Raw genomic sequence first — 14,864 nt, 5'->3', positions numbered from 1 at the left:
GGCCGCCGGTCCACCCACCCCGCGGCCCGGCAGCCGGTTACGCCGGCGCCGTCCACGAGCCGCGAACCCGAGTCACGTTCACCCGACTCGGTGCGCCTTCACCACGTTGCCGGACGGAGGCGCTATCGTCCCTGTTCGTGTCGAGCGTACGAAAGTGTTCGCGGACGGGCTGTCTGCAGCCTGCAGTCGCCACGCTGACCTACGCCTACAGCGATTCGACCGCGGTGGTCGGTCCCCTCGCGACGGCGTCCGAGCCGCATTCCTATGACCTGTGCGAGGAGCACGCGCTCCGGCTGACCGCCCCCAAGGGCTGGGAGGTCGTCCGGCACGAAGGCTCCTTCGCCGCCCCGGACCGCTCCGACGACGAGCTCACCGCGCTCGCCGAAGCGGTGCGCGAAGCCGGGCGCCCGGACCGTTCACCGCCCCCGCCCGAGCCGGACGGCCCCTCCGGCCGCCGTGGTCATCTCCGCGTGCTGCCGGATCCGATCCCCTGACTTCCCCCGGTAGGCTTTCCGGCATCCGCAGCCGTCGAGGAAAGTCGGGGAGAAGGCACGTGTCAGACCTGTCGGGCATCGTGAAGGCCTATGACATCCGCGGGGTGGTCGGTGAGCAGCTGGACGCGGCCCTCGTTCGCGACTTCGGTGCCGCCTTCGCGCTCTTGATCAAGGCCGATTCGTCCACGGTGGTGATCGGGCACGACATGCGCGAGTCCTCCCCGGAGCTGGCGGAAGCCTTCGCCGAGGGGGTCACCTCCCAGGGGCTCGACGTCATCTCCATCGGCCTGGCCAGCACCGACCAGCTGTACTTCGCCTCCGGTTCGCTCAATCTCCCCGGCGCGATGTTCACCGCAAGCCACAACCCGGCCAAGTACAACGGCATCAAGCTGTGCCGGGCCGGGGCGGCCCCGGTCGGGCAGGAGTCCGGGCTGCGCGAAATCCGCTCGACCGTCGAGGAGGGCGTGCCCGCCTTCGGCGGGCGGCCGGGCACCGTGACGCGGCGTGACGTGCTCGCCGACTATGCGGCCTACCTGCGAGACCTCGTGGACCTGTCGGACATCCGGCCGTTGAAGATCGTGGTCGACGCGGGCAACGGCATGGGCGGGCACACCGTGCCCACCGTGTTCGCCGGGCTGCCGATCGACCTGGTGCCGATGTACTTCGAGCTGGACGGCAGCTTCCCCAACCACGAGGCCAATCCGCTCGACCCGAAGAACCTGGTGGACCTGCAGGCGAAGGTGGTCGAGGTGGGCGCCGACGCGGGCCTGGCCTTCGACGGCGACGCCGACCGCTGCTTCGTGGTCGACGAGAACGGCGAGCCGGTTTCCCCGAGCGCGATCACCGCGCTGGTCGCCACCCGCGAGCTGGCCAAGGAGCCGGGCGCGACGATCATCCACAACCTGATCACCTCGAAGGCCGTGCCCGAGATCGTCACCGAGCGCGGCGGCAAGCCGGTGCGCACCCGCGTCGGGCACTCGTTCATCAAGCAGGAGATGGCTCGCACCGGCGCGATCTTCGGTGGCGAGCACTCGGCCCACTACTACTTCCGCGACTTCTGGCGTGCCGACACCGGCATGCTGGCCGCCCTGCACGTGCTGGCCGCGCTCGGCGAGCAGGACGGACCGCTGTCGGCGCTCACCGCCGAGTTCCGGCGGTACGCCGCCTCCGGCGAGGTCAACTCGACGGTGTCCGACCAGCTCGGCCGCCAGCGGGCGGTCAGGGAAGCGTTCGGCGGCCGTCCGGGCGTGACCATCGACGAACTCGACGGGCTCACCGTGCAGTTGCCGGACGGGTCGTGGTTCAACCTGCGCCCGTCCAACACCGAGCCGCTGCTCCGGCTCAACGTCGAGGCCCCGACCCCGGACGAGGTCCGTGCGCTCACCGACGAAGTGCTCGCGATCGTTCGTGGTTGAGCCAGGACCAGCGTGGTAAGGAGAATTCATGGCTTTGACGCTCGACGCCCAGTTGCTGGAGATCCTGGCCTGCCCGTCACCGGATCACGCCCCGCTGCGGCCCGGCACCCCGGCCGACCCCGAGGCCGACGCGCTGACCTGCACCTCGTGCGGCCGGAGCTACCCGGTGCGGGACGGGATCCCCGTGCTGCTGCTGGACGAGGCGACCGAACCCCACGAGCATGACGCCGATGCCGATGGTGCTTGACGACACCCTGCTCGACGACCCCGCGAGGCTGGCGGAGGCCGATCGCGCGGGCCTGCTCCGGGCCGCCGCGATGGCGGGCGCCCAGGTGCGGTCGACCCAGGAACTCGCCGCCGAACTCGAGCTGGCGGACCGGCTGGACCTGGGGCGGCCGCGCGCGCTGGTCCTCATCGTGCGGCCCGGGGTCGGCCGCGCGCTGACCAGGTTGCTGGCCGCGTTGCTGGCCCCGTCCTGCCCGGTGCCGGTGGTGATCACCGACGCGGTGCCCAGCTGGATCGGGGCGCTGGACGTGGTGTTCGCGCACACCGACGATCCGGGGGACCGGGAGCTCGCGGCCGGGATCGAGCGGGCCTCGCGCTACGGCGCGACCGTCGTGCTGTCCGGTCCGCAGGAGGGGCCCGTGGCCGCCTCGATCGCCGGGAAGGGCCTGCTGCTCGCACCCCGCATACCGGTGCCGCCGGAGCTGACCTTCTCCCGCGGCCTGGCCGCGGGCCTGCTCGCCGCGAACGCCCTCGGCCTGCTGGTGGCCGACGTGCGGGCGTTGGCCGACCAGCTCGACGCCGAGGCCGAACGCGGCCACCTCGGCCGTGACTCCTTCGCCAACCCCGCCAAGGCGCTGGCCCTGCGCCTGGCCGACCGCGTGCCGATGCTGTGGGGGCTGGACCAGGCCGCGGTGGCGGTGGCGGAGCACGCCGCGTACGCGCTCGGTGCGCATGCGGGCGTGGTCTGCGACGCCGCCGGCTACCGCCAGGCGCTGGCCCGGCCGGCACTGCGCCGCGCGGCCATGGCGGGCACCGCCGAGCAGGACATCTTCGCCGATCCGGACTTCGAAGCGGCCGGGCCGAAACCGAGGGTGCTGCTGCTGGCGGTGCACTCCGGCCCCACCGCGGACGCCGTCCGGTACGAGGCCTCACATACGCTTCCCGGGGCGGGAGTGATCGCCCCCGCCGACGAGATTCCCGGCGATGAACCTGTTCGCGCCGGGGTGCTCGCGCTACGGTTCGAGCTGGCCGCGGTCTACCTCGGGCTCGCGGCGGGAAGTATGGGAGGAACCGGCTACTACGCGCCAGCTACCGCGTAATGACCGGCTGACCAGGAAACCGGCCCGGGCGCATCCGGGGTGCCAAGGAGTTGAGAACACAGTGGAGCTGCTCCGCAATGCCGTTCGGCCCTATGCGTGGGGGTCCAGAACGACGATCCCGGAGTTGCTGGGACGCGCCGTGCCCGCACCGCACCCCGAGGCGGAGCTGTGGATGGGTGCCCATCCCGGCGATCCGTCCCGCATCATCACCGCCGCAGGCGAGGAGCGCAGCCTGCTGGAACTGATCGAGTCCGACCCGGTGGGCCAGCTCGGACCGGAGTGCTCCCGGCGCTGGGACAACCGCCTGCCGTTCCTGCTGAAGATCCTCGCGGTGGAAGAGCCGCTTTCGATGCAGGCGCATCCTTCGGCCGAGCAGTCGGCGGAGGGCTACGCCCGCGAAGAGGCGGCCGGTATCCCGCGGGACGCGCCGAACCGCAACTACCCGGATCCGACGGCCAAACCCGAGCTGGTGTGCGCCCTCACCGAGTTCCACGCGCTCGCCGGGTTCCGCACCCCGGACCGCACGATCAAGCTGCTGCGCGCGGTCGAGACCCCGGGGCTGGCCAAGTACACCGAGCTGCTCGCCGCGCAGCCGGATGCCGACGGCATGCGGGCGCTGTTCACCACCTGGATCACGCTGCCGCAGGCCACCCTGGACGAACTGCTGCCCGAGGTGCTGGACGCGTGCGTGCTGCACGTGAAGGACCACGGCGAGTTCGACGCCGAATGCCGCACGGTCCTGGAGCTGGGCGAGACGCATCCGCGGGACGCGGGGGTGCTGGCCGCGCTGCTGCTCAACCGGCTCACCCTCAGCGCGGGCGAGGCGATCTACCTCCCCGCCGGGAACCTGCACCTGTACCTGCACGGCACCGCGGTGGAGATCCTGGCCAACTCGGACAACATCCTGCGCTGCGGCCTGACCCCGAAGCACGTCGACGTGCCGGAACTGCTCCGGGTGGTCGACTTCACCTGCTGTGACATGCCGGTTCTCGCGGGCGAGCCAAGCGAGTGCGGCGCGGTGTACCACACCGGTGCCCCGGAGTTCGAGCTGTCGCGCTGTGACTGGGCCGTGGGGGACCGGGGCGAGGTGAAGGTGCCTTCGGCCCGGCCGCAGATCCTGCTGTGCACCGCGGGCCGGGTGTCCGTCCGGTCCGAGGACGGTCGCGAACTGGAACTGCGGCGCGGTGAGTCGATGTGGCTCGCCGCCGCCGACCCGGCCGTGCAGGTCCGTCCGGCCGGCGACGGCCGGACCCAGCTCTTCCGGGCCACCTCCGGTCATTGAGCCGCGCCGGCGACCACACGGAGCGGTCCGGCGGGACCGCAAAGTGTGTTCTCTCCGTGTAGTGATCTTGGGCAGTCTTCCTACCACCGGGTGATACCCGCCCGGGTGAAGAAGTCCGAGGACACTACAAGGAGAAGACGGACGTGACGTCATATCCCGCGGCCCCGGTCCAACCGACGCCGGCCAAGCCGGTTCGGCCCGGAACGTTGGCGGCCGCGTTGGGGGCTGCCGTCGTCGCAGGCCTGCTCGCCGTCGCCGACGGCATCGTGATGCTGGTCGGGGCCCGCGACATCGCACTGGACATCGCCGCCAAGGCGATCGCCCAGGTGACGGGGCAGTCGGTCGAGGCGGCCAGGGCCGGACTCAACGGGGAGCCGGGCCTGCTGGACGACGTGGTCGACACCCTCCACACCCGGGCTTACGTGCTTGTCGTGTCCGGCGCGGCCCTGGTGCTGTTCGGCCTGCTGATGCGCGGGGCGGCGGTCTGGGCCCGCGTGCTGGTCACGCTGTCGGCCCTGGCTGCCGTGGGGATGGCCCTGCGCGTGGTCACCGACGACGGGACCGGCCTGCTGCGGGGCCTGGCCGGGGTGGCGCTCGCGGTCGGCGTGGTGGCGATCGTGCTCGCCTGGCTTCCCGCCAACGGCCGGTACGCCAAGGAAGTCAAGGCGTCCAAGACGCCCGAGGCGTCCAAGGCGAGCTGACACCGGGACCCGGCTTCTCCCAGGGGGGTGGAGAAGGCGGGAACCTCCGGTGAATCCGGAGCCGGCTTCCCCGCTGGGGGTGGGGAAGCCGGCTACTTCGCGTTCTGAGCCAGTGCGGCGTAACCGGCGCGCAGGTCGGCGTGGTGGCCGTGGCGCCGGAGATGGACGGCGAGGCGGTCCATCAGGGCCCGGGCCTTGTCCGGCCATCCCGCGGCGATGGCACCGACCGCGGTGAGCAGGTTGGTGCGCTCGGTGGCGAACCACGCCTCCGGATCGGCCACGAGCCTGGCCACCACCTCCCGGGGCAGCGGTTGCGGGGGCACCTCCCCGGCCGGTGACGGCCAGCCGTCGCGGTCTCCCAGGCACTGGGCGGCCGTGTCGGCGAGGCCGATCGCGGCGTCGGTGAGCCTTTCGATGGAGGCGATGCGGTCCTCCCGGGAATCGAGGACGGCCCCGAGTTCGTCGGCGAACACGCGCACCATGTCGTGCAGCCGGTAGCGGGACTCGCCCGTGGCGTCCGCGCCGTGGGGGGCCAGCAGTCCGGCCTCCACCAGTTCCTCGATCAGGGTTTCCGCTTCGGGCACGTTGATCAGGGCGGTGACCGCCCAGGCCGGCTGGTCGGTGAGGCGGCAGCGGGTGATCGCGCGCAGGGCGCGCCGCGCTCCGGGTGAGAGCGCCTGGTAGCTGAGGTCGATACTGCCGCGCAACTGGAGGTCGCTGATCGCCAGCTCGTCGAGCCGCCGCAGCCGGTCTTCCAGCCGGTCGGCGAGCACCGAGAGCGCCAGGTGGGGCCGCAGCGCCAGCCGGATCCCCGCGATGCGCAGCGCCAGCGGGAGGTTTCCGCAGGCCGCGGCGATGCGGGCGGCCGCGGTCCGCTCACCCGCCACCCGCTCGGCGCCCGCGATCCGGCCGAGAAGCTCGCCCGCTTCGGCGTCGCTCAGCGGGCCGAGCTGAGTGCGGCGCGCCCCCTCCAGCGCACTGAGGCGCCGCCTGCTGGTGACCAGCACGGCACAGCCCGGGGTCCCGGGCAGCAGGGAGCGCACCTGCGCGGCGTCGGTCGCGTCGTCGAGGACGACGAGCACCCGGCGATCGGTGAGCAGGCCGCGGTAAGCGGCCGCCCTGGCGTGCACGTCGTCGGGAAGAGCCGAACCGCCGACCCCCAGCGCACGCAGCACGTCCCCGAGTACGGCGGCGGTGTCGCGGGGTGCGGCCGAACCGTTGAGCGTGATGAACAGCTGCCCGTCCGGAAACGCCTTCCGCAGCCGGTGCGCCACCCGCACCGCCAGTGTCGACTTGCCGACCCCCGGCTGGCCGGACAGCACGGTCAGCGGCATGCCGGGGCCGGTCAGCAGCCGGGCCAGCTCGCCGGACTCCTCCTCGCGCCCGGCGAAGTCGGGGAGATCGGGTGGGAGCTGGCAGATCGGCCATGGCATCAGGGCGGGGTGTTCGGGGTGTTCGCGGGCTTCCTCGCCGCGGAGCACGGTGGCATGGGCACGGCGCAGCACCGCGCCCGGTTCCACCCCCAGTTCGTCGATCAGAGTGGTGCGCGTGCGGGTGTACACCGCGAGCGCGTCGGCCTGCCTGCCGGACCGCTGGAGGGCGATCATCAGCTGGGCGGCGGTTCGCTCGCGGAGCGGGTTCTCGGCCAGCAGTGCCTCCAGTTCGCCCGCCACCTCCGCGTGGCGCCCGATGGCCAGTTCCGACTCCAGGCAGTCGTCCAGCACGGCGAGGCGTTCGGCCTCCAGCCTGCTCGCCTCGCCGCCCAGCTGGGGCAGGTCCAGATCGGTGAGCGGATGTCCGCGCCACTGGGCCAGCGCCCGCCGCAGGTGCTTGACCGCCCGCTCCGGGTCCCTGGCCTTCGCCGCCCTCCTGCCCTCCTCGGCCTCGGCGCGGAACACCAGCAGGTCGAGGTCGCGCGGATCGATCCGCAGCCGGTAGCCGTGCTGCGTGTGGTCGATCCGGGCGCCGTCGAGGCGCTCCCGCAACCGCGAGACGTAGGTGTGCAGGTTCGAGGTGTACGACTTCGGCGGCACCCCGGTCCACATCGCGTCGACGAGTTGCGCGACCGGCACGTCCTGGTTGGCGCGGAACAGCAGCATCGCCAGCAGGGAGCGCTGCCGCTCACCGCGGAGGCGGATGCTGTCACCTTCGATCCTGAGCGGCCCCAGCACGCCGAATCGCACCATTTGCAGCCTTCTTCTGTCCGGGAGGAGAAAAGGAAGACTAGGACGGCTATCGGACCCGTTTGGTTGCTGTGGCCTCGATCACTCTGCTGCGGATGTGCTCGTACACCACGCTCGTGCGCACGTCGGCGACCTCCGGCCGCTGGGTGAGCCGGTCGATGACGAAGGCGTAGAGGCTGTCGTTGTCCGGAACCGCGACGTGCACCAGGAAGTCCTCGCCACCGGAGACCACGAACACGCCGACGGTCTCCGGCAGCAGCGTCACCCACTCCCGGAAGGCCTCGATCACCGGCCGGGACGGCGGCCGGATGCGCACCGCGATCAGGGCCTGCACGGGGCGGCCGATCTCGGCGAGATCGAGGTCGAGCAGGAAGCCGCGGATGACGCCGCGTTCCCGCATCGAGCGCACGCGTTCCAGCGAGGTCGACGGGGAGACGCCCGTCGCGGCGGCCAGTTCGCGATTGGTCCGCCGTGCGTCGCGCTGCAGTTCCCGCAGGAGCGCCTGATCTAGTTCGTCCAACTCGGCCATAGCCGCCCTTTCGCCGAACAAAATTCGGAGCAGATGGAAACTTCTCCGATCTATGCCTAGCTTCTCGTGCTATGAGCACAGCACATCAGGACATTCTGGCGCTTCTGGCGGAGGACGTTCAGGGGGGAGTGACCACCCGGAGCGCACGGGTGAAGTGGGTGATCGTCGCCGACCAGTCGCTCGGCCCCGGCCTGGTCGCCAACGCCACGGCCTGCCTCGGGGCCGCGGTCGGTGCCGCGCTTCCCGGTCTCCTCGGCGGCGAGGTGGTCGACGGTTCCGGGCAGTCGCACGCCGGGCTGCCGTGGTGCGGCTGCCCCATTCTGGGCGCGGACGCCGAAAAGGTGCGGGCCCTGCACGACAAGGCCGTGACCCGGGAGGGGATCTTCGTCGCCGGGATGTCGAAGCACGCGCAGGCCAGCCGGTCCTACGAGGAGTACGCCGAAACACTCGGTTCGACTCCTGCCGAAGAACTCAGCTACTACGCGATCAGCCTGGTCGGCCCCCGGAACAAGATCGACAAACTGGTGGGAGGCCTCCCGCTGCTACGCTGACCGGCTCCCTCCCCGTAGGCTGCAAACCGACAAATCGGGATAGCCCAAGGGAGTTCAGCGTGTCGGCAAGCGGTGGAACCAAAGCGATCCTCGCGGCGCTGGGCGCCAACGCCGGTATCGCCGTCGCGAAGTTGGTCGGCTTCCTGTTCACCGGATCGTCCTCGATGCTCGCCGAGTCCGTGCACTCGCTGGCCGACACCTCCAACCAGGGCCTGCTGCTCCTCGGCGGCAGGACGTCCCGGCGCGCGGCGACCAAGGTCCACCAGTTCGGCTTCGGCCGCGATCGGTACTTCTACTCGTTCGTCGTGGCGCTCATGCTGTTCACCCTCGGTTCGGCGTTCGCGCTGTACGAGGGCATCCACAAGGTCGAGCACCCGGAGCCGCTGAGCACCCCGCTGGTCGCGGTGCTCATCCTGGTGGTGGCGATCGGCTTGGAGGGCTACAGCTTCTTCACCGCCATGGGCGAGTCCCGCGAGCTCAAGGGCGAGGCGTCGTGGTGGGGTTTCATCCGCCAGTCGCGCACCCCGGAGCTGCCGGTCGTGCTGCTGGAGGACACCGGCGCCCTGGTCGGCCTGGTGTTCGCGCTCCTCGGCGTGGGCTTGTCGGTGCTCACCGGCGACCCGGTCTGGGACGGCATCGGCACCATCATGATCGGCGTCCTGCTCGGGATCATCGCGATCATCCTGATCGTGGAGATGAAGAGCCTGCTGATCGGCGAGGGCGCCACCGAGCAGGAGCTCGCCGCGATCGTCGCCGAACTGACCGGCGGCGGCGTCGAGCGGGTGATCCACATCCGGACTCAGTACCTGGGGCCGGAGGAGATGCTCGTCGCAGCGAAGCTCGCGCTGCGCCCGAACCTCGAACTCGCGGAGATCGCCCGTGCCATCGACGAGGCCGAGGCGCGGGTGCGGGCCAAGGTGCCCGCCGCACGGCTGATCTACCTGGAACCCGACCTGGATCGCCAGCTGGTCTGATGGGGCGGGTTCGGGCCCGCTTCGGGGCCGGGCCCCGGCTGGTGGTCCCCGAAGAGCGGCACCTGCTCGCCGAAGGGCCGCGATGCGCGGCCGGGGAATTCCAGCCCCGCCGCCATCGCCACCGCCCGGTCCCATTCCGGATCGGCCTCGTAGTCGTTGTGCCCCAGCACCCCCGGCACCCAGCGCCGGGTCTCCGGCGGGATCCGCAGTGGATCGGGCAGCCAGTGGTCGCCGCCGAGCACGAGCGCGCCGCTCGGGCTCTGCTCGGCGGCGTCGAGCGGCCCGACCCCGCCGTCGGGCAGGTAGCCGAAGCCGAGCAGCCTGCCCGCCGCGATCTTGTGCCGCCAACTGGTCACGCCACCGCCGAAGATGTCCGTGCCGCGGGCCAGTGCGCGCCACCGGCCGTCCAGCCCGCCGAACAGGGCCGCCAGCGACTGGTGGGGCAGCACGGCGGGGAAGGCGCGCTGGTAACCCCACTGCAGCGGTGAACCGACCGTGAGCAGGCCGACCCGTTCCCGGTCGGCCGGGGACAGGCCGTGCACCAACCGGGCCGTGGCGATCAGGGCGAGCAGGCTGCCCACGTTGTGCCCGCACAGCACGACGCGGGTGTTGCGCTCGGCGAGGTGCTCCTTCGCACGCGCCGCGAGTTCGGGCACCACTTTGAGCGCGTAGCACGGCGGGACCGCCGGATGCGCCGCCCGGGGCCAGAAGCAGACCAGATCGGCGAGGGCACCGAGGTGGCGGTTGCGCCCGGGTTTCGTGGCCGCCGTGTACACCACGCGCAGCAGGCCCGCCGCCATCGTGCCGAGCGCGAACACCCCGGCCGCGGACAGCGGGTCGAGCCAGTGCGGGACGGTGTGCAGCACGAACCGGGCGACGAGCAGCGCGGCCGCCCCCAGCGACATGCCCGCCACCACACCGACCGCGAGGTGGTGCAGATGCCGCCGTTCCCAGGAGGACCGGGCCCAGGCCGCGGCGGCGCGCTTGTGCTCGGCCGGGTTGTCCTGCAGCAGGCGCACGATGTCCGGCACCCCTCGCCGCCGTCGCCGCCACGGCACCGCGATCGCGAACCCGAGCAGGCCGAGCGCCAGTGCGAGCACCAGGCCCGCCCCCCACAGCATGGTCACCGGGCGGTAGCTGTCGGGCAGGCGCAGCGAGGACGCGCCGGACAGGCGGCGCAGCGCGATCGCCAGCCCCGCGCCGAACCCGCCGCCGAGCAGCACCGCCAGCGCCAGCGCGGGGGCGGCGGCCCAGCCGCCCAACCATGGCCGCAACCGGCGGGGCAGGGTGCGCCAGGTGCGGCGCGCGAACAGCGCGGCGGGCACGAGCAGGAGCGAGAACAGCACGGAGACCGCCAGCAGGGCGGCACCGATCGCCTGCACCGTCGCGTCCGAACCGGCGGGCAGGCGGGGTTTGAGCGCGAGCACCGACAGGCCCACCAGCCAGGCGAACCCGAGCAGGCCGTGGCGGGCCCCCTTCGGCACTTCTCGAACGCCGGTAGCCGCGGTGAGCAGCGCCGTCAGCACCAGCGCGAGCGCACAGACCCACAGGCCCAGCCGAGGCGGGTCCTCCGGGGGGCGCAGCGGGCCGCCCAGGGCCAGCAGCGCGACCGTGGCCAGCGCCGCCACCGTGTGCAGGCACCGCAGCACCGGCGAATCGGCCCCGCCGCGCACCGCGTCCCCGGGCAGCGTGTCGCTGTGGGGTGCGACGTCGGCCGAAGTCACCGTCCAGTTGCTGCCCGAGATCCGGTACAGCACGAAGATCACCAGCAGCAGCGGCGCCAGGCCCGCGGCCACGCGCAGCACCGGCGGCTCGCGCAACTTTTCCGGTACCACCGGCAGGCAGTGCGACCCGGGTGCCAGGCACTGCGAGGCGAACAGGTCGAGCGCGATCACCGCGAGCTGCCCGACCAGCAGCATGGTGAGCAGCAGTGCCGCCATCCGCAGCAGGCCCCGGCACGCCCCGCCCAGCGCGGCCGCGAACCGGCTGCCCTCGGGGACCGGGGGCAGCATCCAGTGCGCCACGTTCGCCAGCGAGAAGGGGAACAGCAGCGCCCAGGCCGCCTTCGCCGCCCCGCCCGAGGTCATCCCGCTCCACAGGTACCCTTCGAGGGTGCGCGGCACGGAGCGGCCCAGCGCGCGCAGAACCGGGCCCGGCGCCGGACGGCGCAGCCGGTCGGACGGGCGGATCACCCGGCCGATCCCGTCCCCCGCGACCTCGACCGTGCTGACCGTGTCCAGCAGGGACTCCCCGGTCGTCCCGGTGATGCCCGGCACGCGCAACTCGACGACTCGGGTCTCGGGGCCGGGGATCGGCACGGGGACGCCTCCTCATTTCGCGGTTGTTCGCTGCGGAACGGACAACGGTACTGTTCAGGTGTCGCCGATTCATGGAGGAAATGCCTGATGACCCCCGAAAGCGTTGCCAAGCGGCACGACACTCGTAACGGTGTGGAGTTCGCCGTGGCCGATCTCGAGCTGGCCGACTTCGGCCGCAAGGAGATCCGGCTGGCGGAGCACGAAATGCCGGGGCTGATGGCGTTGCGGCGGGAGTACGCGGAGGTGTACCCCCTGCGGGGGGCGCGCGTGTCGGGCTCGCTGCACATGACGGTGCAGACGGCGGTGCTGATCGAGACCCTCGTCGCCCTCGGTGCCGAGGTCCGGTGGGCGTCCTGCAACATCTTCTCCACCCAGGACCACGCCGCGGCCGCGGTCGTGGTGGGGCCGCACGGGACGGCCGAGGCGCCGGGCGGCGTGCCGGTGTTCGCGTGGAAGGGCGAGTCGCTCGAGGAGTACTGGTGGTGCACCGAGCGGGCGCTGACCTGGGAAGGTGAGGGCCCGAACATGATCCTCGACGACGGTGGCGACGCGACCATGCTGGTGCACCGGGGCACGCAGTACGAGAAGGCCGGCGTGGTGCCCACCCCCGAGGACGACGACTCGGAGGAGTGGAAGGTCTTCCTCGAGCTGCTGCGCGAGTCGCTGGCGGCCTCGCCGGGCAAGTGGACCGCGATCGGCGAGGGCATCCGCGGTGTCACCGAGGAGACCACGACCGGTGTGCTGCGGCTGTACCAGCTCGCGGCCGCGGGCGAGCTGCTGTTCCCGGCCATCAACGTCAACGACGCGGTGACGAAGTCGAAGTTCGACAACCGGTACGGCATCCGGCACTCGCTGATCGACGGCATCAACCGGGGCACCGATGTGCTCATCGGCGGCAAGGTCGCGGTCGTCTGCGGCTACGGCGATGTCGGTAAGGGTGCGGCGGAATCGCTGTCCGGGCAAGGGGCCCGGGTGATCGTGACGGAGATCGACCCCATCTGCGCCCTGCAGGCGACGATGGACGGCTACCAGGTCAAGACGCTGGAATCGGCGCTGCCGGAGGCCGACATCGTGATCACCACGACCGGCAACAAGGACGTGGTGCTGGTCGAGCACATGGCGCGGATGAAGCACCAGACGATCGTGGGCAACATCGGTCACTTCGACAACGAGATCGACATGGCCGGGCTGACCCGCTACCCGGGCATCCGGCGGGTGAACATCAAGCCCCAGGTGGACGAGTGGGTCTTCCCGGACGGGCACTCGATCCTGGTGCTGTCCGAGGGCAGGCTGCTGAACCTGGGCAACGCGACCGGGCACCCGAGCTTCGTGATGTCGAACAGCTTCTCCAACCAGGTGATCGCGCAGATCGAGCTGTTCACCAAGCACGAGGAGTACGACAAGGAGGTCTACCGCCTGCCCAAGAAGCTGGACGAGAAGGTCGCCCGCATCCACCTGCAGGCGCTGGGCGGCGAGCTGACCAAGCTGACCAAGGAGCAGGCCGAGTACATCGACGTCGACGTCGAAGGCCCCTTCAAGCCCGACCACTACCGCTACTGACACCACGCCCCCGGCGCCCGGCCCGCCCGCGATCGCCGCGGGCGGGCCCGTAACCTGTGGGGCCGTGGGTCGACTGGTGGTCATCGAAGGGCTGGACGGGGCTGGCAAGCGCACCCTGTCCGAGGGGCTGACGAAGGCGTTGCACGCGCAGGGTGCGAGCGTCGCGACGCTGGCCTTTCCCCGCTACGGCCGCAGTGTGTACGCGGATCTGGTGCGCGAGGCGCTGCATCGCGGTCACGGTGACCTCGCCGACTCGGTCTACGGCATGGCGATGCTCTACGCCCTCGACCGGCGGGGCGCCCTGGGCGAGATCACGGGCGCCCTCGAACGGCACGACGTGTTGCTGCTCGACCGCTACGTGGCGTCCAACGCCGCCTACGGCGCCGCCCGCCTGCATCAGGACGCGCACGGCGAGTTCATCGCCTGGTTGAAGGAACTGGAGATCGACCGGTTCGGCCTGCCGGTACCGGACCTCCAGCTCCTGCTTCGGGTCACCCCCGAGGTGGCCGCGGCGCGGGCCGAGCACCGAGCGCGGTCCGAAACGGACCGCGCGAAGGACTCCTTCGAATCCGACGACGCGCTCCAGGCCCGGTGCGCCCGCGTGTACGACGAGCTGGCGGGGGAATCCTGGCTGTCGGAGTGGCGGGTCGTGGACGGCACGGCCGCTTTCGACCCCGTCGAACTCAGCCGGAAGCTCGTCCATCCGGGCTAAGGGCCGTCGATCTCGCCTGCCGAAACCGGGCCGGGCGTCACGAACGGTGTCCCAAGTGCGAATATGTGGTCATGAAGGCACGTGTCTTGGTGGTCGACGACGACCCCGCGCTCGCGGAGATGCTCACCATCGTGCTGCGCGGGGAGGGTTTCGATACCGCTGTCGTGGCCGACGGCTCCCGGGCGCTGCCCGCACTGCGGGAGCTCAAACCCGACCTGGTCCTGCTGGACCTGATGCTGCCCGGCATGAACGGGATCGACGTCTGCAAGGCGATCCGGGCCGAATCGGGCGTACCCATCGTGATGCTGACCGCCAAGAGCGACACCGTCGACATCGTGCTCGGCCTCGAGTCCGGGGCGGACGACTACGTCGTCAAGCCCTTCAAGCCGAAGGAACTGGTCGCCAGGGTGCGTGCCCGGTTGCGCCGGACCGAGGCGGAGCCCGCCGAATCCCTGACCATCGGTGATCTCACCATCGACGTACCGGGTCACGAGGTCACACGCGAGGGCAAGGCGATCCCGCTCACGCCGTTGGAGTTCGACCTGCTCGTCGCGCTGGCGCGCAAGCCGAGGCAGGTGTTCACCCGCGAGGTCCTGCTCGAGCAGGTGTGGGGGTACCGGCACGCCGCCGACACCCGCCTGGTGAACGTGCACGTGCAGCGGCTGCGGTCGAAGGTGGAGAAGGATCCCGAGCATCCCGAGGTCGTCCTGACCGTACGCGGCGTCGGATACAAGGCGGGTCCCCCGTAAGAAAGCATGACGTGGACAACGTGACCTTGGTACGCAGGCCGGGTGCGGGACGCGCGGGGGTACCGTTCGTC

At 71.5% G+C, this 14,864-nt stretch carries 14 protein-coding genes; 11 read left to right on the top strand and 3 right to left on the bottom strand.

What is annotated here, in order from left to right; all coding sequences use genetic code 11:
- The first annotated feature begins 137 nt into the window (after positions 1 to 137).
- The 6 genes from FNH05_RS01200 to FNH05_RS01175 all read left to right on the top strand — a co-directional run bounded on the left by FNH05_RS01200 (position 138) and on the right by FNH05_RS01175 (position 5,217).
- Entirely contained in the window at positions 138 to 494 is a 357-nt protein-coding gene (locus FNH05_RS01200; RefSeq protein WP_144584978.1) for a DUF3499 domain-containing protein, read from the top strand.
- A gap of 59 nt (positions 495 to 553) precedes the next feature.
- A complete protein-coding gene (locus FNH05_RS01195) occupies positions 554 to 1,909 on the top strand; it encodes a phosphomannomutase/phosphoglucomutase (RefSeq protein WP_144584976.1) in 1,356 nt (451 codons plus the stop codon).
- 28 nt (positions 1,910 to 1,937) lie between these two features.
- Complete coding sequence (locus FNH05_RS01190; protein ID WP_144584974.1) at positions 1,938 to 2,156, top strand: Trm112 family protein; 219 nt, start codon at positions 1,938 to 1,940, stop codon at positions 2,154 to 2,156.
- Positions 2,140 to 3,234: a hypothetical protein gene (locus FNH05_RS01185; protein WP_186382309.1), complete on the top strand. Its 1,095-nt coding sequence runs from the start codon at positions 2,140 to 2,142 to the stop codon at positions 3,232 to 3,234. The genes FNH05_RS01190 and FNH05_RS01185 overlap by 17 nt, the downstream gene beginning before the upstream one ends.
- Positions 3,235 to 3,295: 61 nt before the next feature.
- Complete coding sequence (gene manA / locus FNH05_RS01180; RefSeq protein ID WP_186382308.1) at positions 3,296 to 4,516, top strand: mannose-6-phosphate isomerase, class I; 1,221 nt, start codon at positions 3,296 to 3,298, stop codon at positions 4,514 to 4,516.
- A 143-nt stretch (positions 4,517 to 4,659) separates the two neighbouring features.
- Positions 4,660 to 5,217, top strand: a complete 558-nt coding sequence (locus tag FNH05_RS01175; RefSeq protein WP_144584970.1) for a hypothetical protein — start codon at positions 4,660 to 4,662, stop codon at positions 5,215 to 5,217.
- A gap of 92 nt (positions 5,218 to 5,309) precedes the next feature.
- Here the strand turns inward: FNH05_RS01175 and FNH05_RS01170 are convergent, their stop codons facing one another.
- Both FNH05_RS01170 and FNH05_RS01165 read right to left on the bottom strand, forming a co-directional pair.
- On the bottom strand, positions 5,310 to 7,403 hold the full coding sequence (locus FNH05_RS01170; RefSeq protein ID WP_144584968.1) for an AfsR/SARP family transcriptional regulator: 2,094 nt from the start codon (positions 7,401 to 7,403) through the stop codon (positions 5,310 to 5,312).
- 46 nt (positions 7,404 to 7,449) lie between these two features.
- Positions 7,450 to 7,929, bottom strand: coding sequence for an Lrp/AsnC family transcriptional regulator (locus FNH05_RS01165; RefSeq protein WP_186382307.1), 480 nt, complete (start codon positions 7,927 to 7,929; stop codon positions 7,450 to 7,452).
- A gap of 71 nt (positions 7,930 to 8,000) precedes the next feature.
- Here FNH05_RS01165 and FNH05_RS01160 point away from each other — a divergent pair, with 71 nt between their 5' ends.
- Positions 8,001 to 8,480, top strand: coding sequence for a DUF2000 domain-containing protein (locus FNH05_RS01160; protein ID WP_144584966.1), 480 nt, complete (start codon positions 8,001 to 8,003; stop codon positions 8,478 to 8,480).
- A gap of 59 nt (positions 8,481 to 8,539) precedes the next feature.
- On the top strand, positions 8,540 to 9,454 hold the full coding sequence (locus tag FNH05_RS01155) for a cation diffusion facilitator family transporter (RefSeq protein WP_144584964.1): 915 nt from the start codon (positions 8,540 to 8,542) through the stop codon (positions 9,452 to 9,454).
- Here FNH05_RS01155 and FNH05_RS01150 read toward each other — a convergent pair.
- The gene (locus FNH05_RS01150) at positions 9,418 to 11,766 is read right to left on the bottom strand and encodes a hypothetical protein (RefSeq protein WP_246127413.1); all 2,349 of its coding nucleotides are present in this window, start codon (positions 11,764 to 11,766) and stop codon (positions 9,418 to 9,420) included. The two genes, FNH05_RS01155 and FNH05_RS01150, sit on opposite strands and share 37 nt — an antisense overlap.
- Before the next feature lie 93 nt (positions 11,767 to 11,859).
- Here FNH05_RS01150 and ahcY point away from each other — a divergent pair, with 93 nt between their 5' ends.
- From ahcY to mtrA, 3 genes are all read left to right on the top strand, one after another.
- On the top strand, positions 11,860 to 13,332 hold the full coding sequence (gene ahcY, locus FNH05_RS01145; RefSeq protein WP_144584962.1) for an adenosylhomocysteinase: 1,473 nt from the start codon (positions 11,860 to 11,862) through the stop codon (positions 13,330 to 13,332).
- 64 nt (positions 13,333 to 13,396) lie between these two features.
- Entirely contained in the window at positions 13,397 to 14,044 is a 648-nt protein-coding gene (locus FNH05_RS01140) for a dTMP kinase (RefSeq protein ID WP_246127410.1), read from the top strand.
- Between the two features lie 71 nt (positions 14,045 to 14,115).
- Positions 14,116 to 14,793: an MtrAB system response regulator MtrA gene (gene mtrA / locus FNH05_RS01135; RefSeq protein ID WP_144584960.1), complete on the top strand. Its 678-nt coding sequence runs from the start codon at positions 14,116 to 14,118 to the stop codon at positions 14,791 to 14,793.
- Positions 14,794 to 14,864: the final 71 nt, after the last annotated feature.

It is taken from the genome of Amycolatopsis rhizosphaerae (assembly GCF_007713715.1).
GTDB lineage: Bacteria > Actinomycetota > Actinomycetes > Mycobacteriales > Pseudonocardiaceae > Amycolatopsis_E > Amycolatopsis_E rhizosphaerae.
The sequence above is the reverse complement of the archived record's forward strand: the minus strand, read 5'-3'. Positions and strand labels throughout refer to the sequence as shown.

Excerpts from the sequence above, each read along its gene's own strand:
- mtrA (WP_144584960.1), top strand. The coding sequence starts at position 14,116 with ATGAAGGCACGTGTCTTGGTGGTCGACGACGACCCCGCGCTCGCGGAG.
- FNH05_RS01165 (WP_186382307.1), bottom strand. The coding sequence starts at position 7,929 with ATGGCCGAGTTGGACGAACTAGATCAGGCGCTCCTGCGGGAACTGCAG.
- FNH05_RS01170 (WP_144584968.1), bottom strand. The coding sequence starts at position 7,403 with ATGGTGCGATTCGGCGTGCTGGGGCCGCTCAGGATCGAAGGTGACAGC.
- ahcY (WP_144584962.1), top strand. The coding sequence starts at position 11,860 with ATGACCCCCGAAAGCGTTGCCAAGCGGCACGACACTCGTAACGGTGTG.
- FNH05_RS01185 (WP_186382309.1), top strand. The coding sequence starts at position 2,140 with ATGCCGATGGTGCTTGACGACACCCTGCTCGACGACCCCGCGAGGCTG.
- FNH05_RS01160 (WP_144584966.1), top strand. The coding sequence starts at position 8,001 with ATGAGCACAGCACATCAGGACATTCTGGCGCTTCTGGCGGAGGACGTT.
- FNH05_RS01190 (WP_144584974.1), top strand. The coding sequence starts at position 1,938 with ATGGCTTTGACGCTCGACGCCCAGTTGCTGGAGATCCTGGCCTGCCCG.